The sequence below is a fragment of the Modestobacter sp. VKM Ac-2977 genome (assembly GCF_026968045.1).
Classification (GTDB): domain Bacteria; phylum Actinomycetota; class Actinomycetes; order Mycobacteriales; family Geodermatophilaceae; genus Modestobacter.
In genome coordinates, this window is the sequence record NZ_JAPVBQ010000004.1 from 13,066 (window position 1) to 37,456 (window position 24,391).

Below are 24,391 nucleotides of genomic sequence, written 5' to 3' on the forward strand. Positions count from 1 at the left end.
GGACGGGATCGACCTGCTCAGCGGGCCAGCTCCTGCCGGAGCGCGGCGATCGTGTCCTCCCGGTCGGCGGTCGAGGTGTACCCAGCGGCCGCGCGGTGACCACCGCCGCCGAGGGCCATCGCCACCCGGGCCAGGTCGGTGGCGCCGCGCGAGCGGAGGGAGACCGACCAGGCACCGTCGTCCTGGCCCTTGAGGACGCAGGCAACGTCGGCCTCGGCGGTCGCCCGGACGACGTCGACCAGGGCCTCGAGCTGGTCGGCGGCCAGGCCGTGGGCGCGCGCCTCGGCCGCCGTCGACCAGGTCCAGACCAGGCCTGCGCCGACCTCCCGGTCGAGCACCGCGCGCCCGGTGACGGCCGAGAGCAGCCCCAGCCAGCCGAAGGGCGCCGTGTCGAACAGCCGCTGGCTGATCGCCGCGTGGTCGATGCCGGTGCGCAGCAGCCGGGCAGCCAGCTCGTGGGTGCCCGGCGCGGTGTTGCCGAAGCGGAAGGAGCCGGTGTCGGCCGCCAGCCCGGCGTACAGGCAGGTGGCCAGCCGCTCGTCGAGCTCCACGCCCAGGCCGTCCAGCAGGTCCGCGACGAGCACCACGGTCGCGGCAGCGCGTGGCTCGACCACCCGGATCTCGCCGAACCCCGGGTTGCTGGCGTGGTGGTCGACGACGACCGACCGCCGCGCGGTGGTCAGCAGGGCCGCCAGGTCACCCAGCCGACCGGGGGCGGCCGCGTCCAGGCTGACGAACACGTCGACGTCGGCCGGCACGGTCCGCGGTGGGACCAGCTGCTGGGCGCCGGGGAGCCAGCCCAGCGAGGCCGGCAGCGTGAACGGCTCGGGGAAGGTCGCGACCACCCGGGCGCCGCAGCGGCGGAGCCCCTCGGCCAGCGCGAGGGTGCTGCCCAGGGCGTCGGCGTCGGGCTGGACGTGGCCGGAGAGCACGACCGTCTGCCCGGCGGCCGCCGCAGCGGCGAGCAGCTCCACGGCCGCGTCCGCGGGCGCGGAGACGGTGGTCACCGGTTCACGTGCCGTCCGGGCCGGCGTGCGGCGGCTGCTGCGGCTCGGGATCGGTGTTGCCGCCGCCCGGCGCGTAGTGCGTGCCGTCGTCCGACTCGTCCTCGGCGATGCTGTCGGTCGTCCCGATGTCGCCGTGCTTGCCGCCGGCGGTGGGGTCGCCGGTGGCCGGCTCCTCCCGGCCACCGAACCCGGCCACCTCTCGCTCTCCGGCCAGGTCGTCCGGGTCCGGGTCCACGGCGCCGGTCATGACGCGCTCCGCTCGGCGGCCGACGGGCGGCCGTCGGCGTAGCCGTCCGTGCGGCCGGCAGCGGCGTCGGCCGGCTCGTCGGCAGCGCCGTCGAGGTCGTCCCCGTCCTCGGTGTCCTCGTCCTCGTCGACCGCGGGCTTGCGGTACGGGTCCGCCTCGCCGGCGTACTGGGCGTTCTCGCGGGCGCGGGCCAGTTCGGCGTCGGCCTCCCGGACGCGGGCCAGGGCCTCCTCCAGCTCCCGGGCGGTGTCCGGGACGATGTCGGCCACGAAGGCCAGCGTGGGCACGAACTTGATCCCGGTCTGCTTGCCCACGGTGGAGCGGAGCACACCGGTGGCGCTGGCGAGGGCCCGTGCGGAGTCCTCGATCTGCTGCTCGTCGCCGTAGACGGTGTAGAACACCGTCGCCTCACGCAGGTCACTGGTGACCCGCGCGTCGGTGATGGTGACCATCCCGAGGCGGGGGTCCTTGATCTGCATCTCGATCGTGGCGCTGACGATCTGACGGATGCGCACCGCCAGTCGGCGTGCCCGGGCCGGGTCGGCCATGACGGACCTCCATGTCGAGGGTGTGGTGGCCCCCTTGCAGGGCCCCGCCGCGAGCGTGCGAGTGGCGGGGCCCTGCAAGGGGGTCATTGATCGGTGTCGCTGGACAGCTGCCGGTGCGTCGACAGCAGCGTCACCTCGGGTCGCTCGGCCAGCAACCGCTCGCAGGCGTCCAGCACGTCGCCCACCTGGGCGGCCTGGCCCGCCACGGTGGCGACCCCGACCTGCACACGGCGGTGCAGGTCGGGGTCGCCCACCTCGGCGGCGGCCACGGAGAACCGGCGCCGCAGTTCGGCCACGATCGGCTTCACCACAGCGCGCTTCTCCTTGAGCGAGTGCACGTCGCCCAACAGCAGGTCGGCGGTGAGCGTGCCCGTGAACACGCTCACCGCCTCTCTGCTGCTCAGTGACTCACGGCCCCGTCCCGAGCCTCACGCCGAGCCTGCGAGGCGTGAGGCGGACGGGGTCCCTCCGTTATGCGCGCGGCTTCTCGCGCAGCTCGAAGGTCTGGATGACGTCCTCGGGCTTGATGTCGTTGAACGACCCCAGCCCGACACCGCACTCGTAACCCTCGCGGACCTCGGTCGCGTCGTCCTTGAAGCGACGCAGCGACTCGACGGTCAGGTTGTCCGCGACCACGGCGCCGTCCCGGATGAGACGGGCCTTGGAGTTGCGGACGATCGTGCCGCTGCGCACCAACGAGCCGGCGACGTTGCCGATCTTCGGGACCCGGAAGACCTCGCGGACCTCCGCGGTGCCCAGCTGCACCTCTTCGTACTCGGGCTTGAGCATGCCCTTGAGCGCGGACTCGATCTCCTCGATGGCCTGGTAGATGACCGTGTAGTACCGGACGTCCACGCCTTCGCGGGCGGCGAGCTCGGTGGCCTGGCCCTCGGCCCGGACGTTGAAGCCCAGGACGATGACGTCGTCGGCCAGCGCCAGGTCGATGTCGCTCTTGGTGATCCCACCGACGCCGCGGTGGATGACCCGCAGCGTGAGGTCGTCGCTCACCTCGATCTTCATCAGCGCCTCTTCGAGCGCCTCGACGGTGCCCGAGTTGTCGCCCTTGATGATCAGGTTGAGCTGACGGGTCTCCTTGAGCGCCGCGTCGAGGTCCTCCAGGCTGATCCGCTTCCGCATGGACGCGTTCTGCGCGTTGCGGATGCGGGCCTGACGGCGATCGGCGATCTGCCGGGCGATCCGGTCCTCTTCGACGACGAGGAAGGTGTCCCCGGCGCGCGGCACGGAGGTCAGGCCGACGACCTGGACCGGACGGGCCGGCAGTGCCTCCTTGAGCTTGTTGCCGTGCTCGTCGAGCAGCGACCGGACGCGACCGTAGGCGTCGCCGGCCACGATCGAGTCGCCCTGGCGCAGGGTGCCGCGCTGGACCAGCACCGTGGCGACGGGGCCACGCCCCTTGTCCAGCTTGCCCTCGATGACCACACCCTGGGGGTCCTGACCCACGTTGGCCCGCAGGTCCAGCGAGGCGTCAGCGGTCAGCAGGATCGAGGTCAGCAGGTCGTCGAGGCCCTGACGGGTGGTCGCGGAGACGTCGACGAACATCGTGTCGCCGCCGTACTCCTCGGCCACCAGCCCGTACTCGGTGAGCTGCTGACGGATCTTGGCGGGGTTGGCCCCCTCCTTGTCGATCTTGTTGACCGCGACCACGATCGGCACCTCGGCGGCCTGGGCGTGGTTGAGCGCCTCGACCGTCTGCGGCATGACGCCGTCGTCGGCCGCCACGACCAGGACGACGATGTCGGTGACCTTCGCGCCACGGGCACGCATCGCGGTGAACGACTCGTGACCCGGGGTGTCGATGAAGGTGACCGGACGCTCGTTGCCCTCCAGCTCGGTGACGATCTGGTAGGCGCCGATGTGCTGGGTGATCCCACCGGCCTCCTTGCCCGCCACGTTCGCGTGCCGGAGCGCGTCCAGGAGCTTGGTCTTCCCGTGGTCGACGTGACCCATGACGGTGACGACCGGCGGACGGATGCCCCAGTCGTCCTCGTCGTCGCTCTCCTCGTCACCGAAGGTGAGGTCGAAGGTGTCGAGGAGCTCGCGGTCCTCGTCCTCCGGACTGACGACCTGGATGACCCAGCCGATCTCGGCACCGAGCAGCTGCAGGGTGTCGTCGTTGACCGACTGCGTCGCGGTGATCATCTCGCCCAGGTGGAACAGGGCGGTGACCAGCGCGGCCGGCTCGGCGTTGATCCGCTCGGCCAGGTCGGTCAGCGAGGCGCCACGCGGCAGTCGGACGGTCTGCCCGTTGCCACGGGGCAGCGAGACGCCACCCATGCTCGGCGCCGCCATGGAGTCGAACTCCTGACGCCGCTGCTTCTTGCTCTTGCGCCCACGGACCGGGCCACGACCACCCGGACGCCCGAAGGCACCCGCGGTGCCGGCACCGGAGCCACCACGGCCACGACCACGGCCACCGCCGCCGCCACCCGGACGGAAGCCACCGCCGGCCGGCGCGCCACCGGGACCACCGCCACCGGGACGGAAGCCACCGCCACCGCCGGGACCACCCGGACGGCCACGACCACCGGCGCCACCAGGGCCGCCAGGACCACCGGCGCGACCGCCACCGGCCGGCCGCGGCGGCATCATGCCGGGGCTCGGACGCTGCGGCATCATGCCGGGGTTGGGACGCGGCCCACCCGGACCGGCGGCGGGACGGGGCCCGCCAGGACCGGACGACGGACGGGGACCACCGGCGCCGGGAGCCGGACGCGGGCCACCGGGGCCCGGACGCGGCCCACCGGGACCGGCCTGCTGACCGGGAGCTCCGCCGGGTCGCGGACCGGCGGCAGCCGGACGCGGGGCGCTGCTGAAGGGGTTGTTGCCCGGCCGGGGAGCCGGACGCGGGCCGGGCCGGGGCCCGGGAGCGGCCGGACGCGGAGCGCCCGGCGCGGCGCCACCGGCTGCCGGACCGGCAGGTGCACCACCGGCAGGGCGCGGACCCGGAGCAGCCGGACGCGCGCCCGGCTGGGCCGGTGCGGCCGGAGGCTGCTGGGTCGGGGCGCTCGCGGCCGGCTGCTGCGGCGCCGGAGCGGACTGCTCCGGAGCCGGCTGCTGCGGTGCCGGGGCCTCGGCCGCCGGCTGCTGCGGTGCCGGCCGGGGGCCGGGACGCGGGCCGGGGGCGGCCGGACGGGCCGGCACGTCGGCCTGTGCAGCAGGGGCCTGGGGAGCGGCCGGGGCCGGAGCCGGAGCAGCGGGGGCCGGCGCGGCAGGAGCCGACGCCATGGGCGCGGCCGGCCGGGGGCCGGGTGCGCCGGGACGCGGGCCCGGGCGGGCACCGGAGGCGCCGTTGCCGGCACCGTCGCCGGGGAAGGCCTCACGCAGCCGTCGGGCCACCGGGGCCTCGACGGTGGAGGAGGCGGACTTCACGAACTCGCCCTGCTCCTTGAGCTTGGCGAGCACTGTCTTGCTGTCGATACCGAGCTCTTTCGCGAGCTCGTGTACGCGGGCCTTGCCTGGCACGGGTCTCCTCTGGTGAGGCCGGCGGCTGGCCCGCTCGACCTCTGTCTCAGTGGTGCATGGTCATCGTGGCGACTTCACGGGTTGCTCATCCGAGGTCGTCCTGCTCTCGACTGTGGACCGGCCGGGTGCCGGTCCGACTGGATCGCGCTCAGTACATGGTGCTCGGTGCGGTCCGTCCGGGGCACCACCCGGGCGGGTCAGGTGACCTGCCGGAGGACGTGGGCCTCGAGCGGGCCGGTCTCCAGCGGCGTGCTGCTGCGCAGCGCGCGCGGGAAGGCCCGGCGCCGGACTGCTGCCTGCAGGCACTCCGCGGTGGGGTGCAGGGACGCACCCCGGCCGGGGAGCCGTCGCCGCGGATCAGGGGTGAGCCCCCCGCCGCGGACGACGACACGCAACAGCTCGGTGACCGGAGCGCGTCGCCGGCACCCCACACAGGTGCGGACCGGCATCGACGAATCGGCCATCAGGGAGTCTAGCGCGCCGCGGGCCCGGGATGTTCCGCGCGCCGTACGGGGGGCCGGTGACCGCCCTGCGGACCGTGGGCACCGGGCCGGCCCGGCTGCACGCCCGCCCGCAACGGAGCCCGCCCGACACCCGGGGAGACCGGGGCGTCGCCGTCGGTGGGCTCGGCGTCACTGCGGATGTCGATGCGGCACCCGGTGAGCCGGGCGGCCAGGCGGGCGTTCTGCCCCTCCTTGCCGATCGCCAGCGACAACTGGTAGTCCGGCACGACCACCTGGACCGCCCGAGCGGCCGGGTCCACCACCCGTGCGCTGGTGACCCGCGCGGGCGACAGCGCAGAGGCGACGAAGCTGGCCTCGTCCTCGGACCAGTCGACGATGTCGATCTTCTCGCCGTGCAGGTCGCTCATCACGTTGCGGACCCGCTGGCCCATCGGGCCGATGCACGCACCCTTGGCGTTCAGCCCCGGGACGCGGGTGCGGACGGCGATCTTCGACCGGTGCCCGGCCTCGCGCGCCACGGCGACGATCTCCACGCTGCCGTCGGCGACCTCGGGCACCTCGAGCGCGAACAGCTTGCGGACCAGGTTGGGGTGGGTGCGCGACAGCGTCACCTGCGGACCGCGGAAGGTGCGGGCGACGGAGACGACGTAGGCCTTCAGCCGGCTGCCGTGCCGGTAGTCCTCACCGGGCACCTGCTCCGGCGCTGGCAGCGTGGCCTCCACCTTGCCGATGTCGACCAGCACCACGCCCTGGGTGTTGCGGCGTTCGTGCGCCTGCACGATGCCGCTGACGATGTCGCCCTCCTTGCCGGCGTACTCCCCGAAGGTCTGCTCGTGCTCGGCGTCGCGGAGCCGCTGGATGATCACCTGCTTGGCGGTGCTGGCGGCGATCCGACCGAAGTCGGAGGGGGTGTCGTCCCACTCGTGCACGACCTCGCCGTCCGGCCCCAGCTCCTGGGCCAGGACGGCGACCTCGCCGCTCTTGCGGTCGACCTGCACGCGGACGTGCTTGGCCGCGCCGTCCGCGTGCCGGTAGGCGGTGACCAGCGCGGTCTCGATCGCCTGCAGCACCGTGTCCGCCGGGATGCCCTTCTCCCGCTCGACCGCCTTGAGAGCCGTCACGTCGATGTTCACTCGTTGCCTCCTCGTCGCGACCGGGGGTCCCGCGGCGCGCGGCGCGGAGCCGGTCGCCCGGGCCTCCCGCTCGCGTCGACCGCGCTGGTCCCGGTCGGGTCCTGCTCGTCGTCGTGCTCGTCCTCGGCGTCCTCGGGCACGTCGCCGTCGGCCTCGTCGTCGGTCTCGTCGTCGTGGGTCTCGTCGTCGTCCTGGTGCTCGTCGTCGTCCTGCTGCTCGTCGTGCTCGTCGTCGCCGTGGTCGACCAGTGCGGCGTCGCGGTGCCCGGCCGGGCGGGTGAACTCCACCTGCACCCGCGCCTCGCCCAGCTCGGCCCAGGGCACGGTGCGCTCGCCGACGGCCTTGCGCACCTGGCCCTTCTTCGTGCCGCCCTTCTCCACGGCCAGCACGACCCCGTCGTCGTCGACCCGGAGGACCCGGCCGGTGAGCTGCTCCCGGCCGGAGTCGGGGCCGACGGCGACGCCGACCAGCCGGCCGACGTTGCGCCGCCAGTGCCGCGGCAGGGTCAGTGGGCGGTCGACCCCGGGGCTGGTGACCTCCAGGACGTAGGGCGAGCGGCCGAGCGCCTCGTCCTGCGCGTCGAGCACCTCCGACAGCGCACGGCTGAGCTCGGCGACGTCGTCCAGGCTGACCCCGGCGTCCCGGTCGACCACGACCCGGACCACCGACCGCTGGCCGGCGGGCCGGACGACGAGCTCCTCCAGGTCGTACCCGGCGGCGGCGACCACGGGCTCGACCCAGCCGGTCAGCTTGGCGGTCACCACGTCCGCGGTGCCTGCACCTCGCGTGGACACCGACTGCCTCCTGTTGTGTGGGAACCGCGACGTGCCCACCGGGTGGGACCCCGGTGGGCGGCCGGTCGGGCCCGACGGGCCACCGGCGTGCTGCGCGTGAACCGTCAGGCTACCGCCCGCACCGCCGGTACCACCGGTCCCACGAGTAGCGACCGGCGCTCCGGTGCGTTCGGCCAGGAGAGTCGCCCGCGACTGTCAGGATGGACGGCGATGTCCGGACCCCTCCCCGCTCCCCCGGCCGCCGGCACGTTCAGCCGACGCAGCCTCCTGCTCGCCACCCTCGCCGGCACGGCGCTGGTCTCCACCGGCTGCACCGGCAGCTCCGGCGACGTGACCGACGCGGTCACCCCGGCACAGGTCGACCGGCTGGCCGTCCAGGTCCGGGTGCAGGAGGAGGTGGTGGCCGGCTACGACCAGGCGTTGAGCAGCGCGCCCGACCTGGTGACGGCGCTGACCCCGCTCGCCGCACAGGCGCTGGCACAGCTGGACCGGCTGCGCGCGGCCGCCCCCGGCGACACCGGGACGACCGCGGCGGCGACCAGCGGCACCGCTGCGCCGACCGATCCAGCGGAGGCACGCGTCTGGCTGCGGGGCGTCGTCGCTGCGTCCGCCGCCGCGCACGCCGAGGCCTGCCCGGAGTTCACCGGAGGGCGGGCGGCGCTGCTCGGCAGCATCGCGGCCGGCCTGCGGGGCCAGGACGGACTGTTGGCATGAACACTGCTCCGCGACGGGCAGCCGGGAGACGGGACGACCATGGCTGACGGCACCAGCTCACCCTCGACCTCGCCCACCGCGACGGACATGTCTGCGGAGGACGCCGCACTGCAGGACGCGCTGGCCGCGGTGCACGCGGCGATCTGGGGCTACGGCGTCGTCGGTGCGGCACTCCCCCCGGAGTCCCGGGACGCCGTCGTCGCGTGCGAGCTGGCGTACCTGGACCTCCGCGATCAGCTCGTCGCCCTGCTGAGCGCCCGGCAGGTCGAGCCGGTCGCCGACGAACCGGGGCACACCCTGCCCTTCCCCGTGCTCTCCCCGGTCGACGCCGCAGCACTCGCGGTCGTGCTGGAGGAGGGCGCGTCCGCGACGTGGACGTGGGTGCTGGACCAGGCGAGCGAGCGCAGCACCCGCGTGCTCGCCGTGGCCGCGCTGAGCGCCGCCGAGCTGCGGGCGGTCGACTGGCGCGCCCTGGCCGGCCGCACCCCACCGACCAGCGCCTTCCCCGGCCTGCCGCAGGCCTAGCTGCCCAGCGCGGCGAGGAAGGCGTCGGCGACCTCGACGGCGACGCTGCTGGACTGCCCTCCCTCGACCAGCACGGCGAACGCGACGTCGCCTGCCGGGCCCCCGAGCTGGTAGCCCATGAACCACCCGTGTGCGTCCAGCGGGGTGTTGGTGCCGTACTCCGCGGTGCCGGTCTTGCCGTACACCTCACCCCGGTCGGCCAGCCCGGTGGCCGTCCCGCCGAGCACCACCTGGCGCATCATCGGCCGCAGCGCGTCCAGGACGGCCGGGTCGGGCCCGGCGGGGGCTGCCCCGGCCGGCTCTCCCCCCACGACCTCCACGGGCACGGCCGGGGTGCCGCCGGCGATGCCGGCGGCCACCAGGGCCAGCTGGGCCGGACTCATCAGCACCTGGCCCTGGCCGATCGCGTCGGCGGCCTCGGTCGTGCCGGTGCTCGTGGCGGGCACCTCTCCGCTGAAGACGTCGACCGGCAGCTGCCAGTCGGTGCCCACCCCGTAGGAGGCGGCCGCGGCGGCGAGCGCGCCGTCGGGGAGGGTGAGCGCCTGCTGGATGAAGGTGGTGTTGCAGGACTGGGCGAACGCCTCGGTCATCGGCACCGTGCCGAGGTCGAACTGGTCCTCGTTCTCGAACTCCCGGCCCTCCACGACCGTCGTGGCCGGGCAGGGCACCTGCGTCTCCGGGGTGACCGTGCCGGCGGACAGCAGCGCCGTCGCCGTCATCGTCTTCATGCTGGAGCCGGGTGGGAACTGCCCGGTCAGGGCGTTGACCGGGTTGGCCGCCTCGTTGGAGCTGACCGCCAGGAGCTCCCCGGTGCCCGGCCGCACCGCCACCAGGTGGGTGGCCAGCGGCTGGGTGGCCACGGCGGCGTCGGCGGCGTTCTGGACCGCCGGCAGCAGCGGGGTCTGTACCGGGGTGCCCGGCACGGGGTCGACGGTGCCGACGACCCGCCCGGTGTCCTCGAGGGCCTCGTCGGTGCTCACCACCCGCACGGTGAACCCGGGGGTGCCGGCCAGCTGCTCCTGGTAGGCCAGCTGCAGGCCGGACAGGCCCAGCCGGTCCCCGGCCGCGTAGCGCTGCTCGCCGTCGGCGTCGACCGTGCCCTCCAGCACCTCGGCGGTGGCGTCCCCGACCCGGCCCAGCAGGGCGAGCCCGAACCGGGACGTGGGGGCGAGCAACCGGGTGCTGGTCGGGAAGACCGCCCCGGGCAGGTCGTACACCTGTGCGCGGATCGCCTCGAAGTCCGGCCGGCGCAGGGTGATCACCGGGACGAACTGCCCGGCCGGGGCCGCCTGCACGTCGGCGGTGATCTCCTCCGCGGAGATCCCGGTCGCCGCGGCCAGGCCGGCGGCCAGCGCCGGCAGGTCGGTGACCTGGGCGGTGTCCACCCCGACGTTGACCACCTCGGTCTCGGCGAACAGCGGTGCGCCGGTGCCGTCGGTGATCGGTGCGCGCTCCGGCAGCGACCGGGCGAGCTCCAGGTGCTGGCCGTCGGCCAGCTCCGGGTGGACGACGACCGGCTCGGCGACGACCTCCCAGCTGTCCTCGCCCTCCTGCAGCTCCAGCGTGGCGTCGTAGGTCCAGTCCGGGGCCGCGGCGAGGTCCCAGGTGGCCTGCCAGGCAACGGTCGCCGCGCCGTCCTCGACCTGCACCTCGCCCAGCTCGGTGGCCAGGGTCGCGTCGGGCAGGTCGGCGGCGGTCTGCTCGAGCAGCGCAGCAGCGGCGGCGGGGTCGGTCGTGCGGTCGGCGGCTGCATCCGCCCGGCCCGCGGCCCAGTCGTCGAGGAAGGCCTGGGCGGCGGCGCGGACGTCGTCGGTGGAGTCGCCGGAGCACCCGCTCAGCAGCGGGGCGAGCACCAGCACCGCGGCGCCCCCGGCCGTCGTCACCCGGCGGGTGGCCCCGCGCCTGCTGCTGGACCCATGTCGGCTGCGCACCCACCCACCCTGGCAGAAGTCCGCTGCCGATCCGGAACTCCTCGCCGCACCAGCCCCAGGACTCACAGGCCGTTCAGAACAAGATCGAGGCGAAGGTGCCGACCTGCTGGAAGCCGACCCGCTCGTAGGCGGCGCGGGCCGCACGGTTGTAGTCGTTGACGTAGAGACTGACCACCGGCGCGATCGCCGTGCGTGCGTACTCGACCACCGCCGCGGTGCCCCGCTGCCCGATGCCCTGCCCGCGGTGCTGCGGGGAGACCCAGACACCCTGCACCTGGCAGGCGTCGCGGGAGACGGCTCCGACGTCGGCCTTGAAGAGCACCTCACCGCGCTCGATCCACGCCAGCGAGTGACCCGCGTGGACCATCTCCGCCACCCGGGCGCGGTAGCCGGCGCCGCCGTCGACGCGCAGCGGGCTGACCCCGACCTCCTCGGTGAACATGGCGACGGCGGCCGGCAGCAGGGTGTCCAGCTCCTCGGTCCGGACCGGGCGCACCCGCGGCTCGGCCGGCACCGACGCCGGCCCCGAGATGGCCAGCAGTGGCTGCTGGGCGCGTACCTCCCGTGCCGGGCCCCAGTACGGCGCCAGCAGCTCCCACAGCGGCAGCACCGCCGCCGCCGGGCCCACCACGGTCGAGCACCGTCGCCCGGCCCGCCGGGCCCGGTCGGCGAACGCGGTCGCCGCGGCCCGTTCGGTGCCCGGTCGGGCGAAGGGGATCAGGTTGGCGCCGGCCAGGCAGACCGCCTCCAGTCGGCGACCGGCGTACAGCCCCCACAGCGGCGCGCCCAGGGACGCGGTGGCGGTGCCATGGGTCTCGACCCGACCGGCGAGCATGCAGGCGCCGACCGGGTCGGTGGCGAGCAGCTCCCGGACGGCGCCCTCGTCGCCGGCGTCCAGGACCCGGGCGGGTGAGGAACGCAGCACGCGGACCACTCGTCCTCGGTCGACCGGTGCGGGCGGGTCAGGAGACGGAGACGACCGGCGGACCGGACGGGGTGCCCTCGGCGACCTGCGCCTCGGCGATCCGCATGGCCTCCTCGATCAGCGTCTCCACGATCATCGACTCGGGCACGGTCTTGACGACCTCGCCCTTGACGAAGATCTGCCCCTTGCCGTTGCCGGAGGCGACGCCCAGGTCGGCCTCGCGGGCCTCCCCCGGGCCGTTCACCACGCAGCCCATGACGGCGACCCGCAGCGGCACCTCCATGCCCTCCAGGCCGGCGGTGACCTCGTCGGCGAGCTTGTAGACGTCGACCTGAGCCCGGCCGCACGACGGGCAGCTCACGATCTCCAGGCCGCGCTGGCGCAGGTTCAACGACTCCAGGATCTGGTTGCCGACCTTGACCTCCTCCGCCGGCGGGGCGGAGAGGGAGACCCGGATCGTGTCGCCGATGCCCTGGGACAGCAGCGCACCGAAGGCCACCGCGGACTTGATGGTCCCCTGGAAGGCGGGGCCGGCCTCGGTCACGCCGAGGTGCAGCGGGTAGTCGCACTGGGCGGCCAGCAGCTCGTAGGCGCGCACCATGACCACCGGGTCGTTGTGCTTCACCGAGATCTTGATGTCCCGGAAGTCGTGCTCCTCGAACAGCGAGCACTCCCACAGCGCGGACTCGACCAGCGCCTCCGGGGTCGCCTTGCCGTACTTGGCCAGCAGGCGCTTGTCCAGCGAGCCGGCGTTCACCCCGATCCGGATCGGGGTGCCGGCGTCCTTGGCCGCCCGGGCGATCTCGCCGACCTTGTCGTCGAACTTCTTGATGTTGCCCGGGTTGACCCGCACGGCCGCACACCCGGCGTCGATCGCCGCGAACACGTACCGGGGCTGGAAGTGGATGTCCGCGATCACCGGGATCTGGGACTTCCGGGCGATGATCGGCAGCGCCTCGGCGTCGTCGGTGTCGGGCACCGCGACCCGCACGATCTGGCAGCCCGACGCCGTCAGCTCGGCGATCTGCTGCAGCGTCGCGTTGATGTCGGCGGTCTTGGTGGTGCACATCGACTGGACGCTGACCGGGGAGTCGCTGCCGACCCCGACGCCCCCGACGTCCAGCTGACGGGTCTTCCGGCGCGGAGCGAGGACGGGCGGCGGAGAGGCGGGCATGCCCAGCGAGACGGTCACGGTAGGTCAGTCTCCCACTTACTGCAGGGTGATCGGGTTGACGACGTCGGCGATGACGAGCAGGCCGGACAACAGGATGAACAAACCCGCCACGGCATAGGCGACCGGCATGAGCCGGGCGATGTCGAACGGGCCGGGATCGGGCCGCCCGCGCAGCCGGGCCACGGTCGAGCGGGCCTTCTCGTACAGCGCGCCGGCGACGTGTCCGCCGTCCAGCGGGTAGAGCGGCACGAGGTTGAACAGGAAGAGCACCAGGTTGACGCTCGCCAGCAGCGACACGAAGAAGCTGAGCTTGTCCACGTTGCTGAACTGCTCCAGGGCGAACGCCTCGCCGGAGAGTCGGCTGACCCCGACCAGGCCGATCGGCCCCTCGCGGTCGCGCTCCTCGCCCATGAACGTGGCCCGGAACAGCTGCGGGATGCGCTCGGGGATCTGCACCAGTCGCTGGACCGACTCGACCACCACGGTGCCGAAGTAGCCCGGCAGCGAGCTCAGCGGCTGGCCGACGTACTCCGTCGCCGACTGGACGCCCAGGTACCCGACCTCCTGCGTGCCGTCGGGCTCCCCGTCCCCGTCGGGGTCGGTGTAGACGGTGTTCTCGATCGGGGTGACCGTGAGGTCGAGCTGCTGGGTGGCACCGCCGCCGTCCGGTCGGGCGATGGTCAGGGTCAGCGCGGTGCTGGCGCTGGCCTGCACCGTCTCCACCAGCGCCTCCCAGCCGTCGCCGGGCTCCTGGGTGACGGGCTCGCCGTCGATGGCCAGGATCGTGTCCCCGGCCTGCAGCCCGGCCTGTGCGGCCGGGCCGGCCGGCGGCAGCGCGCAGTCGGCCGCACCCGCCTCGCAGGTCTGCCCCTCGGGCGTGATCGGGACGGTGCAGGGGTCGGCGGCGGCGGCGCTGGCGGCCCCGGCGGGCAGCACGCAGTCGGGCACCGCCGCGATCGTGGTGGTGGTGGTCGGCAGGCCGATGCCCACCAGCAGGACCAGGAAGAGCAGCACCGCCAGCACCAGGTTGTGGAAGGGGCCGGCGAACATCACGATCACCCGCTGCCACCACGGCTTGGCGTAGAAGACCCGGCCGCGGTCGGTGGGCAGCACGTCGTTCAGGGCCGCCCCGCGCACCTCGGCGATGAAGCTGCGCATCCGGGTGGCGCGCTTGCTCTCGCCCTCCTCGGCCGGCGGGATCATGCCGACGATCCGGATGTAGCCGCCCAGCGGGATCGCCTTGATCCCGAACTCGGTCTCGCCGCGACGGAAGGACCACACCGTCGTCCCGAACCCGACGAAGAACTGCGGCACCCGCATGCCGAACTTCCGGGCCCAGTAGAAGTGCCCGAACTCGTGGAAGCCGATGCTGAACAGCAGCCCGACGGCGAAGGCGACGATCCCGAGGACCGTCAGGAGGAACCCGCTCAGCTCAAGCTCCGTCTCGGGTTGTCCGCGTCGATGGCGCCGCGGGCGTGCTCCCGGGCCCACTTCTCAGCGGCCAGCACGTCCTCGACACAGGTGGGTGCGCCGAGGTCCGGCGCGGCGTCGAGGGTACGCGCGATGACCTGCACGATCCCTGTGAACGACAGGCGACCGGCGGTGAACGCCGCGACCGCCTCCTCGTTGGCCGCGTTGTACAGCGCCGGGACGACACCGCCGGCCTCACCTGCCTGCCGGGCGAGTCGGACCGCGGGGAACACCTCGGAGTCCAGCGGCTGGAACTCCCACGTGCTGGCGGTCGACCAGTCCAGTGCGGGCTGCACGTCCGGCAGTCGGTCCGGCCAGGCCAGCGCCAGGGCGATCGGCAGCCGCATGTCCGGTGGGCTGGCCTGGGCGATCGTCGCCCCGTCGGCGAACGTCACCATCGAGTGCACGATCGACTGCGGGTGCACCACGACGTCGATGTCGGCGTACGGGACGCCGAAGAGCAGGTGCGCCTCGATCAGCTCCAGCCCCTTGTTCACCAGGGTCGCGGAGTTGATGGTCACCACCGGGCCCATGTCCCAGGTGGGGTGGGCCAGCGCCTGCTCCCGCGTCACGCCGGCCAGCTCCGCCGCACTGCGGCCCCGGAACGGCCCGCCGCTGGCGGTGAGCACCAGCCGGGCCACCTCGCCCCGAGAGCCGCCGCGCAGGCACTGGGCCAGCGCGGAGTGCTCGGAGTCGACCGGCACCAGCTGGCCAGGGGCCGCCGCCGCCGTCACCAGTGCGCCCCCGGCGACCAGCGACTCCTTGTTGGCCAGGGCGACGGTGCGCCCGGCAGCGAGTGCGGAGAGCGTCGGGCGCAGTCCGATCGACCCGGTGATCCCGTTGAGGACGACGTCGGCCGGACGCGCGGCCAGCTCCTCGGCGGCACGCGGGCCGGCCAGGATCTCCGGGAGCGCGTACCGGCCCTGGGCCCAGCCACGCTGTTGCGCCGCGGCATAGAAGGCGAGCTGCAGGTCCTGGGCGGCAGTGGCGCGGGCGATGGCCACGGTGCGCACGCCCAGCGAGAGGGCCTGCTCGGCCAGCAGGGCGACGTCGCCTCCGCCGGCGGCGAGCCCGGTGACCCGCAGCCGGCCCGGGTTCTGCCGGGCGACCGCGATCGCCTGACGCCCGATCGACCCGGTGGACCCCAGCACGGTGACCGTCCGGGGTTCGGTGCTGCGCGGCTCGCTCATGCACCTGATCCTGCCAAGCTCTCTGCCGCCCGCCCCCGGGCATCCGGTCCGGGCGCGCCCGCCGGGTGCCCGGTGGGCGCGCCTGGCATCATGGCCGGTGAGCGGCCGAGCGCCCTCACGTCGGACAGAGCAGTGCCGCGACCGCGGCGACGAGTGCCAGCGAGGATGCCAAGTGAGCGAGCACAGCGGCCGGGGACAGGGCCACCAGACGAGCGCCCGGGTGATCGAGCAGTCCACCCGCGAGGAGGGCATCGTCCGCGCAGGTGAGGCACCCGTCCACGACGAGCACCCTGCGGACTGGGGCTGGCACGCCGAGTCGGGCCGGGTCGGCCGGATCACCGGCTGGCTGATGGTGCTGGCCCTGCTGGCCCTGCTGTTCGGCAACCACGACGGCCAGGTCGAGAACCTGTGGATCCTCGGCTTCGTCCTCACGCTCGTGGTCATGCTGCTGTGGGACGTCCGCCGGCGGAAGAACGCCTGGCGCTCCCGCTAGCCCGTTCGCCAGCCGGACGAGAGAGGCCCGCTCCCCGACCGGGGAGCGGGCCTCTCTCGTCCCGGTGGCTCAGTTGACGGCCACGCCGATCGCGCTGCCGATGAGATAGGTCGCACCGGCGGCCAACGCCCCGAACAGCAGCTGGCGCAGCGCCGACCACCACCACGGCCGCGGGGTGAAGCGCGCGGACAGCGCACCGGCGACCGCCAGGCCCACGCCACCGCACACCAGCGCCACCCACAGCAGGTCCAGCCCGAACAGGTAGGGCAGCAGCGGCACGGCGGCGCCGACCGAGAAGGTCACGAACGAGGAGACCGCAGCCACCTTCGGCGACGGGGTGTCCTCCGGACTCAGCCCCATCTCCGCGACGACGTGCAACCGCAGCGCCGTCTCCGGGTCCCGGGACAGCTGCACCGACACCCGCTCGGCGAGGTCGTCGTCCACCCCGCCGGCGCGCAGCAGCGCGACCAGCTCGTGCCGCTCCCCCTCGGGGTTGCGTTCCAGCTCCCCGCGCTCCTTGGCGACCTCGAGCTCGAGCTGCTCGTTCTGGGTGGTCACCGACGTGTACTCGCCCAGCGCCATCGAGATGGCCCCGGCGACGAGGCTCGCGACGCCGGAGAGCACGACCGTCTGCGCCGCGGCACCGCCGGCGCCGACCCCGGCCACGAGGGCCGTGTTGGTCACCAGACCGTCCATCGCGCCGAAGACGGCGGCCCGCAGCCAGCCGCCGGAGACGTCGGCGTGACTGTGCTCGTGCGCCTCCGCGTCGGGGGACACGGTCAGTCCTGGTCCGCCTCGGCTCCCAGCGGGACGGCGTCCTCGACGGTGGGGACCGGGACGGCGACGCTCGGCACCCCGTCGACCTGATCGGCGGCGGCCAGCTGACCGCAGGCGCCGTCGATGTCGGAGCCGCGGGTGTCGCGGACCGTGGTCGGGACGCCGGCAGCGCGCAGCCGGGCGACGAACTCCCGTTGGGCGGGCAGCGGGCTGGCGTCCCACTTGCTGCCCGGGGTCGGGTTGAGCGGGATGAGGTTCACGTGCGCCAGCCGCTTCGCCAGCAGCTTCCCGAGCAGGTCGGCCCGGAACGGCTGGTCGTTGATGTCCCGGATCAGCGCGTACTCGATCGAGTAGCGGCGCCCGGTGCGGCGGGCGAAGTCGTCGGCGGCGCCCAGCACCTCGTCGACCTTCCAGCGGGTGTTGATCGGCACCAGTTCGTCGCGCAGCTCGTCGTCGGGGGCGTGCAGGCTGACCGCCAGGGTGACGTTGAGCCCCTCCTCGGTGAGCTTGCGGATCGCCGGGACCACACCGACCGTCGACACGGTCACCGAGCGCTGGGCCAGGCCCAGCCCGTGCGGTGCCGGGGTCAGCAGTGCGTCGAGCGTCTTGCGCACCCGGGCGTAGTTGGCCAGCGGCTCCCCCATGCCCATGAAGACGACGTTGGACAGCCGGCCGGGTCCGCCGGGGATCTCGCCGTTCGCCATCGCCGCCGCCGCTGCGACCGCCTGACCGATGATCTCGGCCGCGGAGAGGTTGCGGGTCAGGCCGCTCTGGCCGGTCGCGCAGAACGGGCAGGCCATGCCGCAGCCGGCCTGGCTGGAGATGCAGACGGTGGCGCGCTCGGGATAGCGCATGAGCACGCTCTCCACCAGGGCCCCGTCGTGCAGGCGCCACAGCGTCTTGCGGGTGCGGCCGCCGTCGGCGGACTGGTGCCGGACGGGGGTCAGCAGCCCCGGCAGCAGCGCCTCGGCCAGCTCCGCGCGCGACGCGGCCGGCAGGTCGGTCATCTGCTCCGGATCGGTCACCCCGGCGTAGAAGTGCCGGGCCAGCTGATCGGCGCGGAACGGCGGCTGACCCAGTTCGACGACCGCCGCGCGGGCCTCCGCCCGGGTCAGGTCGGCGAGGTGCCGAGGCGGCTTGGTGCGGCGGGGGGCCTCGAAGACCAGGGGCAAGACAGTCATGGCGGGGTCCATGCTCCCACCACCGGGCCGCTGGAGGTGGCCCAGCGGGGGTGACATGGCTCCCCGGGAGGAGTCCGGGGAGGAGCCGCGCCCGTCAGCTGCGGCCGCGAGCCTCGGCCAGCGTCGCCGACGGGTCGGGCGCGCCGGACGGCGTGGGCGTCGGCGGCGTGGTCGTCGACGGCGTGGTCGTCGACGGCGTGGTCGTCGACGGCGTGGTCGTCGGTGTCGGCGGTGTGGTCGTCGGCGGCGAGGTCTCGGTCGGGGTCGCCGTCGGGCTCGGGGCGGGGGGCGGCCCGGGGTCGACGACCGGCGGGACCACCTCGCCATCGCCGGACGATCCGTCCCCGGGTCCGGCGGGGGCCTCCGGTTCGCCGCCGGGGTCGGTGCCCTCGGGATCGGGCTCCCGCGGATCGGGGTCCACCGGGGCGCACGCCGGGCCCAGGACGGGAGCGTCGACGGGGACGTCCGGGTCGGTGCCCTCGTCCGGGGTCTGGCCGTCCTCGGGCACGGTCGCCGGGCAGTCGCCGTCCGGCGCCGTCGGGTTCCCGACCGGGTCGATGGGGGCCGGTTCGATCGGACCCGGGCCGATCGGGGCGGGGACCATCGGGGCGGGGACGATCGGGGCGGGCAGCGCCGGAGGGCCCGGCAGCGGGGTCACCGCCTGCACGGCGGAGCCCGCGGGGCCGCCCGGCTGCACGCCGGACCGCGGCGCCACCACACGGAACGTGCGGCCCCGGGCCGACGAGGTGGCCACCGGGACCGATGCGGCCCGAGGGCCGGGTGTCGCAGCCGCGCTCGGCGACCCGGTCGGGGCCGTGGCGACCGGGGGGTCCACGTCGCCGGCGCCGGCGCCGAGCGCAGCCAGCCCGTTCACGCGAGTCGCGGGCGACCGGTTCGCGGTCGTCGGCGCAGCCCGCTCGTCGGTGTCCCGCTGGACTGCCGCGATCGAGGGGCCCGCGCCGTCCGAGCCGCCGGGAAGGGTGAAGCCGGCCACGACACCGGCGACGACGAGCACCGCTGCTGGGAGGAGGACGCGGTACCGCCGCCGGCCAGCAGCAGTCGGCGGCGTGCGGACGGCGGGGAGCGCGCCACCGGGAACGGTGCCGCGTGCGCCGGCATCGGTGGGCGCGGGCAGCGCCTCCGCAGCCTGGATGTCGGCAGCCCAGGCGGCCAGCTGCGCCTGGCGCTCCCGCTCGGCGCTGCGCTCGGCCTCCTCCAGTTCGGCCAGGGCAGCGACCAGCTCCGCGGACGCCCCCGGGACCAGGTGCTGCCGATCGGGCAGCAGCGGAGGCCCGGGCGCCATGGCCGGCTCGGGGAAGGCGTCCGCCGACGGCCGCGCGGGCACTGCCACGGGTGCGACGTCGACCCACTGCGGCAGCCAGGCCTCGTCCCACGCAGCAGCGTCGGACGGCGACTGATCGATCTGTCCGTGCTCGGCCGGCGCGCGGTCCGCCGACTCGTCGACGGCCAGTCTGTCCAGCGCCGGCACCTCGACCACAGGAGCCTCGACCTCCGGCACCTCGACCTCCGGCACCTCGACCTCCGGAGGCTCGGCCTCCGGCCGTTCGGTCGCCGCGTCGCTGGCCGTGGGAGCGCCAGGTCCGGGGCCTGCCGCAACCAGCTCGTCCGGCCCGCCCGCCGGCACGGCCGCCGCGGACGCCTGCTCCTGCAACGACTCGTCACCTCGCGGTGGGCCCGACGCCACGGCCACTCCTCCCCGGCCGGTCGCCGCCTCGGCCACCGTTCGCGGCCGAGCCCGGACACCAGACCCGAACGGCCATGCTGCCGGAGAGGATCGCGCCCATCCGTTAGGCGCGGCGTGATCGCCCGGTCACACTGCGCTCGGCCTCGCCGATCAGCCGCGCTTCCGCACGGCGCTGAGGTCGGCGTGCTCCCGGACCCAGGTGTGCATCGCGATCCCTGCCGCGACCCCGGCGTTCAGCGACCGCGTCGAGCCGAACTGGGCGATCGACACCGTGAGCGCGGCGCCGTCCCGGGCCGCTGGGGTGAGCCCGGGACCCTCCTGTCCGAACAACAGGACGCAGCGGCGCGGCAAGGAGACGGTCTCCAGCGGAACGGCGCCGGGGCCGTTGTCCACCGCCACCACCGTCAGGTCCTCGGCCGCCGCGAACTCCAGCAGCCCGGTCACCTCCGGGTGGTGGCGCAGGTGCTGGTAGCGGTCGGTGACCATGGCGCCCCGCCGGTTCCACCGGCGCCGGCCGATCACGTGCACCTCCGCCGCCAGGAAGGCGTTGGCGGTGCGCACCACCGTGCCGATGTTCAGGTCGTGCTCGAAGTTCTCGATGGCGACGTGGAACGGGTGCCGCCGTCGGTCCAGGTCGGCGACCACCGCCTCCAACCGCCAGTACCGGTAGCGGTCCACCACGTTGCGCCGATCGCCCTCGGCGAGCAGCTCACGGTCGTACCGCGGATCGGCCGGCCAGGGACCGACCCACGGGCCGACGCCGACCGACCCACCCCACTCGGTCGGCCCGGGCACCTCGTCGTCTGTGTGCCCGTCGTCCGTGGGCTCGCCGTCTGTCGGCCGGGCGTCCGTCGCCCGGCCCGTCGTCCCGTCCGTCACCGCCGCGGGCTCAGACCGGCGCGACCATCGACAGGATCAGCCACGCGACCGCGGCCGAGGGGAGCAGGGAGTCCATCCGGTCCATCAGACCGCCGTGGCCGGGCAGCAGGTCGCCCATGTCCTTGATCCCCAGGTCTCGCTTGATCAGGGACTCCCCCAGATCGCCCAGGGTCGCGGTGACCGCGATGGCGACCCCGAACAGCACGCCACCCCACCACGGCCCGTCGAAGACCAGCGTGATCAGCAGCGTGCCGATGAGCACGCAGGCCGCCACCGACCCGGCCAGCCCCTCCCAGGACTTCTTCGGACTGACCGTGCGAGCCAGGGGGTGTTTCCCGAACAGCACGCCCGCAGCGAAGCCGCCCACGTCACTGCAGACCACCGTGCCGATGAACGTCAGCACCCGGGCGGCACCGTCGTCGGGCGCCAGGAGGAGGACGGCGAACCCGGCCAGCAGGGGCACGTAGAGGGCGACGAAGACCGCGGCCGACGCATCGCGCAGGTAACCGACCGGGCCGTCGCCCAGCCGCCAGAGCAGCACGGCGAAGACGGTGAGCAGGAAGGCGATGACCAGCCCCGAGGGGCCGCGCGTCCACGCCAGGGCCGCCATCGCGACCGCCCCCACCAGGACAGGCGTGCGGGGCGGCCGATGACCGCCCTTCTCCAGCGCCCCGCTGAGCTCGAAGACGCTGATCAGGACGGCGGCGGTGACGACGGCGAGGAAGGAGGGCCGCCAGAGCAGCAGCGTGGCGAAGACCACCGCTCCGAGCGCCAGCCCGACCCCGACCGCGGCGGCCATGTCCCGCCCGGCCCGCCCGACGGCCCGCGCTGCGCCACTCGGGGTGTCCTGCGGGGGCTCCCCGGTGACCTCGGCACCCAGGGCATCGGGCACCGCGGTGAGCGGGGCGTCGGCGGGCGCGTTCTCGTGGCCGGCTCCCGGACCCCGCGCCTCGACCGCCGGCCCGACCTGCATCGGCACGGCTTCGCGGCGCTCGTCGTCCCGGCGCAGGTCGTTGGTCTCCGGCCCCGCGACCGGCAGGGGGCGCGGGCCGCGGGGTCCGACCGCGGGTCGCGGCGGCACCGGCGGCTGGTCGATCCGAACCAGCGGTCCGGTGTCGGGGTCCTGCCGTGGGGCCGGCCCCTCCCCCTTGCCGCCCGGGCCGTCGGCGATCCCGGCCCGGCTGCGGGCAGGCTGACGGCCCGAGCCGAGGGGCTCGGGGCGGTGCGGGTCGCGGGTCACGGCAGCGTCGGGAGGTCGACTCAGACGTCCAGGAGCTCGGTCTCCTTGTTCTTCATCGCCTCGTCGATGCTGGCGACGTGCGCCGCGGTGAGGTCGTCGAGCTCCTTCTCCGCGCGACGCACGTCGTCCTCCCCGGCCTCACCGTCCTTGTTGATCCGGTCCAGCTCCTCCTTGGCGCGGCGGCGGACGTTGCGGATCGAGACCTTGGCGTCCTCGCCCTTGGACCGGGCCATCTTCACCAGGTCCCGCCGGCGCTCCTCGGTCAGCTGGGGGAAGACCACCCGGATCAGCGACCCGTCGTTGGTGGGGTTGACGCCCAGGTCGGAGTTGCGGATCGACTTCTCGATCGCCTGCAGCTGGGTCGCGTCGTAGGGCTTGATGACCGCCATCCGCGCCTCGGGCACGGTGATCGAGGCCATCTGGGGCACCGGGGTCAGCGCGCCGTAGTAGTCGACGAAGATCTTGTTGAACATGGACGGCGCGGCGCGGCCGGTGCGAACGGAACCGAGGTCCTCGCGAGCGACCGACAGGGCCTTGTCCATCCGCTCCTCGGCGTCGAGCAGGGTGTCGTCGATCACGGGTTCTCTCCTCCTGCGGCAGCTGCCGGGGTCTGTGCGGTGTGCGGATGGGGCGGCACCCGGCGTGCGCCGCCCCGATCGACGTCCGGCCCGGTCAGGGCTGGGCGCTGATCAGCGTGCCGATCCTCTCACCTGCCACCGCGCGGGCGATGTTGCCGTCGCGCAACAGGTTGAACACGACGATCGGCATCTGGTTGTCCATGCAGAGGCTGATGGCCGTGGCGTCGGCGACCTTGAGCTGCTTGGCCAGCACCGTGCCGTAGTCCAGGTCCGAGTACATCGTGGCCGCGGCGTTGGTGCGCGGGTCGTCGTCGTAGACGCCGTCGACGCCGTTCTTGGCCATCAGCAGCACCTGGCACTCGATCTCCAGGGCCCGCTGTGCGGCGACCGTGTCGGTCGAGAAGTACGGCATCCCGGCGCCGGCCCCGAAGATGACCAGCCGCCCCTTCTCCATGTGCCGCATCGCCTTGCGCGGGATGTAGGGCTCGGCGACCTGCCCCATGGTGATGGCCGTCTGCACCCGGGTCTCGAGCCCGGCCTTCTCGCAGAAGTCCTGCAGGGCCAGGCAGTTCATCACCGTGCCGAGCATGCCCATGTAGTCGGCGTGACCGCGGTCCATGCCGGCCTGGGAGAGCTCCGCGCCACGGAAGAAGTTGCCGCCACCGACGACGACCGCGACCTGGGTCCCGGAGCCGACCACGGCGGCCAGCTGCTCGGCGATGGTGCGGATGATCACCGGGTCGACCCCGACCTTGCCGCCACCGAAGGCCTCACCGGAGAGCTTGAGCAGGACCCGGCTGTAGCCGGACCCGTCCAGCGGGGCGAAGGCGGTGGGCGCGGACTTCAGAGCGGTCACGGGCGTTCCTCGGTTCGGTGTCGGATGGATCGATCCTGCCGCATCTGGCGGGCGTGCGCGGGCGTCCCGGCGGGTCCGGACAGGCCACCGGCCCCGTCCTGGTGAGAACGGGGCCGGTGGATCTCCGTGGGCTGAGCGGTCTCAGGCCTCGGAGGTACAGCTCAGGCCTGGCCGACCTCGAAGCGGGCGAACCGGTCGACGGTCAGGCCGGCGTCGGCGATGACCTGCTTGACGGTGCGCTTCGGCTCGGTGATCGAGGGCTGCTCGAGCAGGACGAAGTCCTTGAAGTAGGCGTTGACCCGCCCCTCGACGATCTTGGTGATCGCCTGCTCGGGCTTGCCCTCCTCCTTCGCGGTCTGCTCGGCGACCCGGCGCTCGGTCTCCACGGCGTCGGCGGGGACCTCCTCGCGGGTCAGGTAGCGGGGACGTGCGGCGGCGATGTGCATCGCCAGCGAACGCGCCGCGTCCGCGTCGCCGCCGGAGTACTGCACGGCGACACCGATGGCCGGGGGCAGGTCGGTGGCCCGCTTGTGCAGGTAGACCGCCGTGGTGCCCTCGAAGACGGCGAACCGGGAGAGCACCAGCTTCTCGCCGATGCGGGCCGACTCCGACTCGATGAGCTGGGCGACCGACTGGCCGTCGACCTGGGTGGCCATCAGTGCGTCGACGTCGGCCGGCTTCTCGGCGACGACGAGGTCGAGCAGGCGCTCGGCGAGCTTGACGAAGTCGGCGTTCTTGGCGACGAAGTCGGTCTCGCAGTCGAGCTCGAGCAGGGCCCCGTCGCGGCTGACGACCACGCCGTTGGTGGTCGAGCGCTCCAGGCGCTTGCCCACGTCCTTGGCGCCCTTGACGCGCAGGAACTCGATGGCCTTGTCGTAGTCGCCATCGGCCTCGGTCAGGGCCTTCTTGGAGTCCATCATGCCGGCGCCGGTGGCGTCACGGAGACGCTTCACGTCGGCTGCGGTGAAAGCAGGCATGTCACTTCCTCTGATCGGTGGTGGTGCGGGGCGCGGACCCCGCGAGGTGAGGTGCCGGCCTGGGGCCGGGCAGACGGCGGCGCCGCCCTCCCCCGCACGA

Annotated in this window: 24 protein-coding genes and 1 pseudogene; 3 read left to right on the plus strand and 22 right to left on the minus strand. The window is 74.1% G+C overall.

Annotated elements, in window-relative coordinates:
- Window positions 1-17: 17 nt before the first annotated feature.
- The 9 genes and pseudogenes from O2V63_RS16665 to rimP form a co-directional block, all read right to left on the minus strand.
- Window positions 18-1,007, minus strand: a complete 990-nt coding sequence (locus O2V63_RS16665; RefSeq protein ID WP_269168670.1) for a DHH family phosphoesterase — start codon at window positions 1,005-1,007, stop codon at window positions 18-20.
- Window positions 1,008-1,011: 4 nt separating this feature from the next.
- The gene (locus O2V63_RS16670) at window positions 1,012-1,254 is read right to left on the minus strand and encodes a hypothetical protein (protein WP_269168671.1); all 243 of its coding nucleotides are present in this window, start codon (window positions 1,252-1,254) and stop codon (window positions 1,012-1,014) included.
- A complete protein-coding gene (gene rbfA / locus O2V63_RS16675) occupies window positions 1,251-1,802 on the minus strand; it encodes a 30S ribosome-binding factor RbfA (RefSeq protein WP_164701070.1) in 552 nt (183 codons plus the stop codon). The genes O2V63_RS16670 and rbfA overlap by 4 nt, the downstream gene beginning before the upstream one ends.
- 83 nt (window positions 1,803-1,885) lie before the next feature.
- Window positions 1,886-2,188: a DUF503 domain-containing protein gene (locus O2V63_RS16680; protein ID WP_269168672.1), complete on the minus strand. Its 303-nt coding sequence runs from the start codon at window positions 2,186-2,188 to the stop codon at window positions 1,886-1,888.
- Window positions 2,189-2,273: 85 nt separating this feature from the next.
- Window positions 2,274-4,112, minus strand: coding sequence for a translation initiation factor IF-2 (infB, locus tag O2V63_RS16685; protein ID WP_269165347.1), 1,839 nt, complete (start codon window positions 4,110-4,112; stop codon window positions 2,274-2,276).
- 1,032 nt (window positions 4,113-5,144) lie between these two features.
- Window positions 5,145-5,285, minus strand: a pseudogene (locus O2V63_RS16690) (translation initiation factor IF-2 N-terminal domain-containing protein); the annotation flags it as partial.
- A 197-nt stretch (window positions 5,286-5,482) separates the two neighbouring features.
- Window positions 5,483-5,749 (minus strand): YlxR family protein, encoded by a 267-nt coding sequence (locus O2V63_RS16695; RefSeq protein ID WP_164701072.1) that lies wholly within the window; start codon window positions 5,747-5,749, stop codon window positions 5,483-5,485.
- An 8-nt stretch (window positions 5,750-5,757) separates the two neighbouring features.
- Window positions 5,758-6,882: a transcription termination factor NusA gene (gene nusA / locus O2V63_RS16700; protein WP_269168673.1), complete on the minus strand. Its 1,125-nt coding sequence runs from the start codon at window positions 6,880-6,882 to the stop codon at window positions 5,758-5,760.
- Complete coding sequence (gene rimP, locus O2V63_RS16705) at window positions 6,879-7,676, minus strand: ribosome maturation factor RimP (RefSeq protein WP_269168674.1); 798 nt, start codon at window positions 7,674-7,676, stop codon at window positions 6,879-6,881. Before rimP ends, nusA begins: the two co-directional genes overlap by 4 nt.
- Before the next feature lie 210 nt (window positions 7,677-7,886).
- Between rimP and O2V63_RS16710 the strand changes: the two genes are divergently transcribed.
- Both O2V63_RS16710 and O2V63_RS16715 read left to right on the plus strand, forming a co-directional pair.
- The gene (locus O2V63_RS16710; RefSeq protein ID WP_269168675.1) at window positions 7,887-8,390 is read left to right on the plus strand and encodes a hypothetical protein; all 504 of its coding nucleotides are present in this window, start codon (window positions 7,887-7,889) and stop codon (window positions 8,388-8,390) included.
- Window positions 8,391-8,477: 87 nt separating this feature from the next.
- On the plus strand, window positions 8,478-8,915 hold the full coding sequence (locus O2V63_RS16715; protein WP_269168676.1) for a ferritin-like domain-containing protein: 438 nt from the start codon (window positions 8,478-8,480) through the stop codon (window positions 8,913-8,915).
- On the opposite strand, the gene O2V63_RS16720 is transcribed toward O2V63_RS16715, so the two are convergent.
- From O2V63_RS16720 to dxr, 5 genes are all read right to left on the minus strand, one after another.
- Window positions 8,912-10,846 (minus strand): penicillin-binding transpeptidase domain-containing protein, encoded by a 1,935-nt coding sequence (locus O2V63_RS16720; RefSeq protein ID WP_269168677.1) that lies wholly within the window; start codon window positions 10,844-10,846, stop codon window positions 8,912-8,914. The two genes, O2V63_RS16715 and O2V63_RS16720, sit on opposite strands and share 4 nt — an antisense overlap.
- Window positions 10,847-10,919: 73 nt before the next feature.
- Window positions 10,920-11,771 carry a GNAT family N-acetyltransferase gene (locus tag O2V63_RS16725; protein WP_269168678.1) on the minus strand — a complete coding sequence of 284 codons (852 nt, stop codon included), beginning with the start codon at window positions 11,769-11,771 and terminating at the stop codon, window positions 10,920-10,922.
- 37 nt (window positions 11,772-11,808) lie between these two features.
- Complete coding sequence (gene ispG, locus O2V63_RS16730; protein ID WP_036339862.1) at window positions 11,809-12,963, minus strand: flavodoxin-dependent (E)-4-hydroxy-3-methylbut-2-enyl-diphosphate synthase; 1,155 nt, start codon at window positions 12,961-12,963, stop codon at window positions 11,809-11,811.
- Window positions 12,964-12,981: 18 nt separating this feature from the next.
- Window positions 12,982-14,436, minus strand: a complete 1,455-nt coding sequence (locus tag O2V63_RS16735; protein ID WP_269168679.1) for a M50 family metallopeptidase — start codon at window positions 14,434-14,436, stop codon at window positions 12,982-12,984.
- Complete coding sequence (dxr, locus tag O2V63_RS16740; protein WP_269168680.1) at window positions 14,373-15,605, minus strand: 1-deoxy-D-xylulose-5-phosphate reductoisomerase; 1,233 nt, start codon at window positions 15,603-15,605, stop codon at window positions 14,373-14,375. The genes O2V63_RS16735 and dxr overlap by 64 nt, the downstream gene beginning before the upstream one ends.
- A 172-nt stretch (window positions 15,606-15,777) precedes the next feature.
- Here dxr and O2V63_RS16745 point away from each other — a divergent pair, with 172 nt between their 5' ends.
- The gene (locus O2V63_RS16745; protein ID WP_269168681.1) at window positions 15,778-16,098 is read left to right on the plus strand and encodes a DUF2631 domain-containing protein; all 321 of its coding nucleotides are present in this window, start codon (window positions 15,778-15,780) and stop codon (window positions 16,096-16,098) included.
- 69 nt (window positions 16,099-16,167) lie between these two features.
- Here the strand turns inward: O2V63_RS16745 and O2V63_RS16750 are convergent, their stop codons facing one another.
- The 8 genes from O2V63_RS16750 to tsf form a co-directional block, all read right to left on the minus strand.
- The gene (locus O2V63_RS16750; RefSeq protein WP_269168682.1) at window positions 16,168-16,875 is read right to left on the minus strand and encodes a VIT1/CCC1 transporter family protein; all 708 of its coding nucleotides are present in this window, start codon (window positions 16,873-16,875) and stop codon (window positions 16,168-16,170) included.
- A gap of 2 nt (window positions 16,876-16,877) precedes the next feature.
- Window positions 16,878-18,056 carry a 23S rRNA (adenine(2503)-C(2))-methyltransferase RlmN gene (gene rlmN, locus O2V63_RS16755; RefSeq protein WP_269168683.1) on the minus strand — a complete coding sequence of 393 codons (1,179 nt, stop codon included), beginning with the start codon at window positions 18,054-18,056 and terminating at the stop codon, window positions 16,878-16,880.
- A 94-nt stretch (window positions 18,057-18,150) separates the two neighbouring features.
- A complete protein-coding gene (locus O2V63_RS16760) occupies window positions 18,151-19,590 on the minus strand; it encodes a hypothetical protein (RefSeq protein ID WP_269168684.1) in 1,440 nt (479 codons plus the stop codon).
- Window positions 19,591-19,911: 321 nt separating this feature from the next.
- A complete protein-coding gene (locus O2V63_RS16765) occupies window positions 19,912-20,556 on the minus strand; it encodes a TrmH family RNA methyltransferase (protein WP_269168685.1) in 645 nt (214 codons plus the stop codon).
- Between the two features lie 94 nt (window positions 20,557-20,650).
- Window positions 20,651-21,880 carry a phosphatidate cytidylyltransferase gene (locus tag O2V63_RS16770; protein WP_269168686.1) on the minus strand — a complete coding sequence of 410 codons (1,230 nt, stop codon included), beginning with the start codon at window positions 21,878-21,880 and terminating at the stop codon, window positions 20,651-20,653.
- 20 nt (window positions 21,881-21,900) lie between these two features.
- Window positions 21,901-22,458, minus strand: a complete 558-nt coding sequence (gene frr, locus O2V63_RS16775) for a ribosome recycling factor (RefSeq protein WP_166755318.1) — start codon at window positions 22,456-22,458, stop codon at window positions 21,901-21,903.
- 94 nt (window positions 22,459-22,552) lie between these two features.
- Window positions 22,553-23,314: a UMP kinase gene (gene pyrH, locus O2V63_RS16780; protein WP_063124227.1), complete on the minus strand. Its 762-nt coding sequence runs from the start codon at window positions 23,312-23,314 to the stop codon at window positions 22,553-22,555.
- A gap of 161 nt (window positions 23,315-23,475) precedes the next feature.
- The gene (gene tsf / locus O2V63_RS16785; protein WP_269168687.1) at window positions 23,476-24,291 is read right to left on the minus strand and encodes a translation elongation factor Ts; all 816 of its coding nucleotides are present in this window, start codon (window positions 24,289-24,291) and stop codon (window positions 23,476-23,478) included.
- Window positions 24,292-24,391: the final 100 nt, after the last annotated feature.

What these genes read in the sequence shown, in the direction of transcription:
- O2V63_RS16670 (WP_269168671.1), bottom strand. Translation starts at nt 1,254, where the DNA reads ATGACCGGCGCCGTGGACCCGGACCCGGACGACCTGGCCGGAGAGCGA.
- O2V63_RS16695 (WP_164701072.1), bottom strand. Translation starts at nt 5,749, where the DNA reads ATGGCCGATTCGTCGATGCCGGTCCGCACCTGTGTGGGGTGCCGGCGA.
- infB (WP_269165347.1), bottom strand. Translation starts at nt 4,112, where the DNA reads ATGGCGGCGCCGAGCATGGGTGGCGTCTCGCTGCCCCGTGGCAACGGG.
- rbfA (WP_164701070.1), bottom strand. Translation starts at nt 1,802, where the DNA reads ATGGCCGACCCGGCCCGGGCACGCCGACTGGCGGTGCGCATCCGTCAG.
- O2V63_RS16715 (WP_269168676.1), top strand. Translation starts at nt 8,478, where the DNA reads ATGTCTGCGGAGGACGCCGCACTGCAGGACGCGCTGGCCGCGGTGCAC.
- tsf (WP_269168687.1), bottom strand. Translation starts at nt 24,291, where the DNA reads ATGCCTGCTTTCACCGCAGCCGACGTGAAGCGTCTCCGTGACGCCACC.
- dxr (WP_269168680.1), bottom strand. Translation starts at nt 15,605, where the DNA reads ATGAGCGAGCCGCGCAGCACCGAACCCCGGACGGTCACCGTGCTGGGG.
- O2V63_RS16710 (WP_269168675.1), top strand. Translation starts at nt 7,887, where the DNA reads ATGTCCGGACCCCTCCCCGCTCCCCCGGCCGCCGGCACGTTCAGCCGA.
- rlmN (WP_269168683.1), bottom strand. Translation starts at nt 18,056, where the DNA reads ATGACTGTCTTGCCCCTGGTCTTCGAGGCCCCCCGCCGCACCAAGCCG.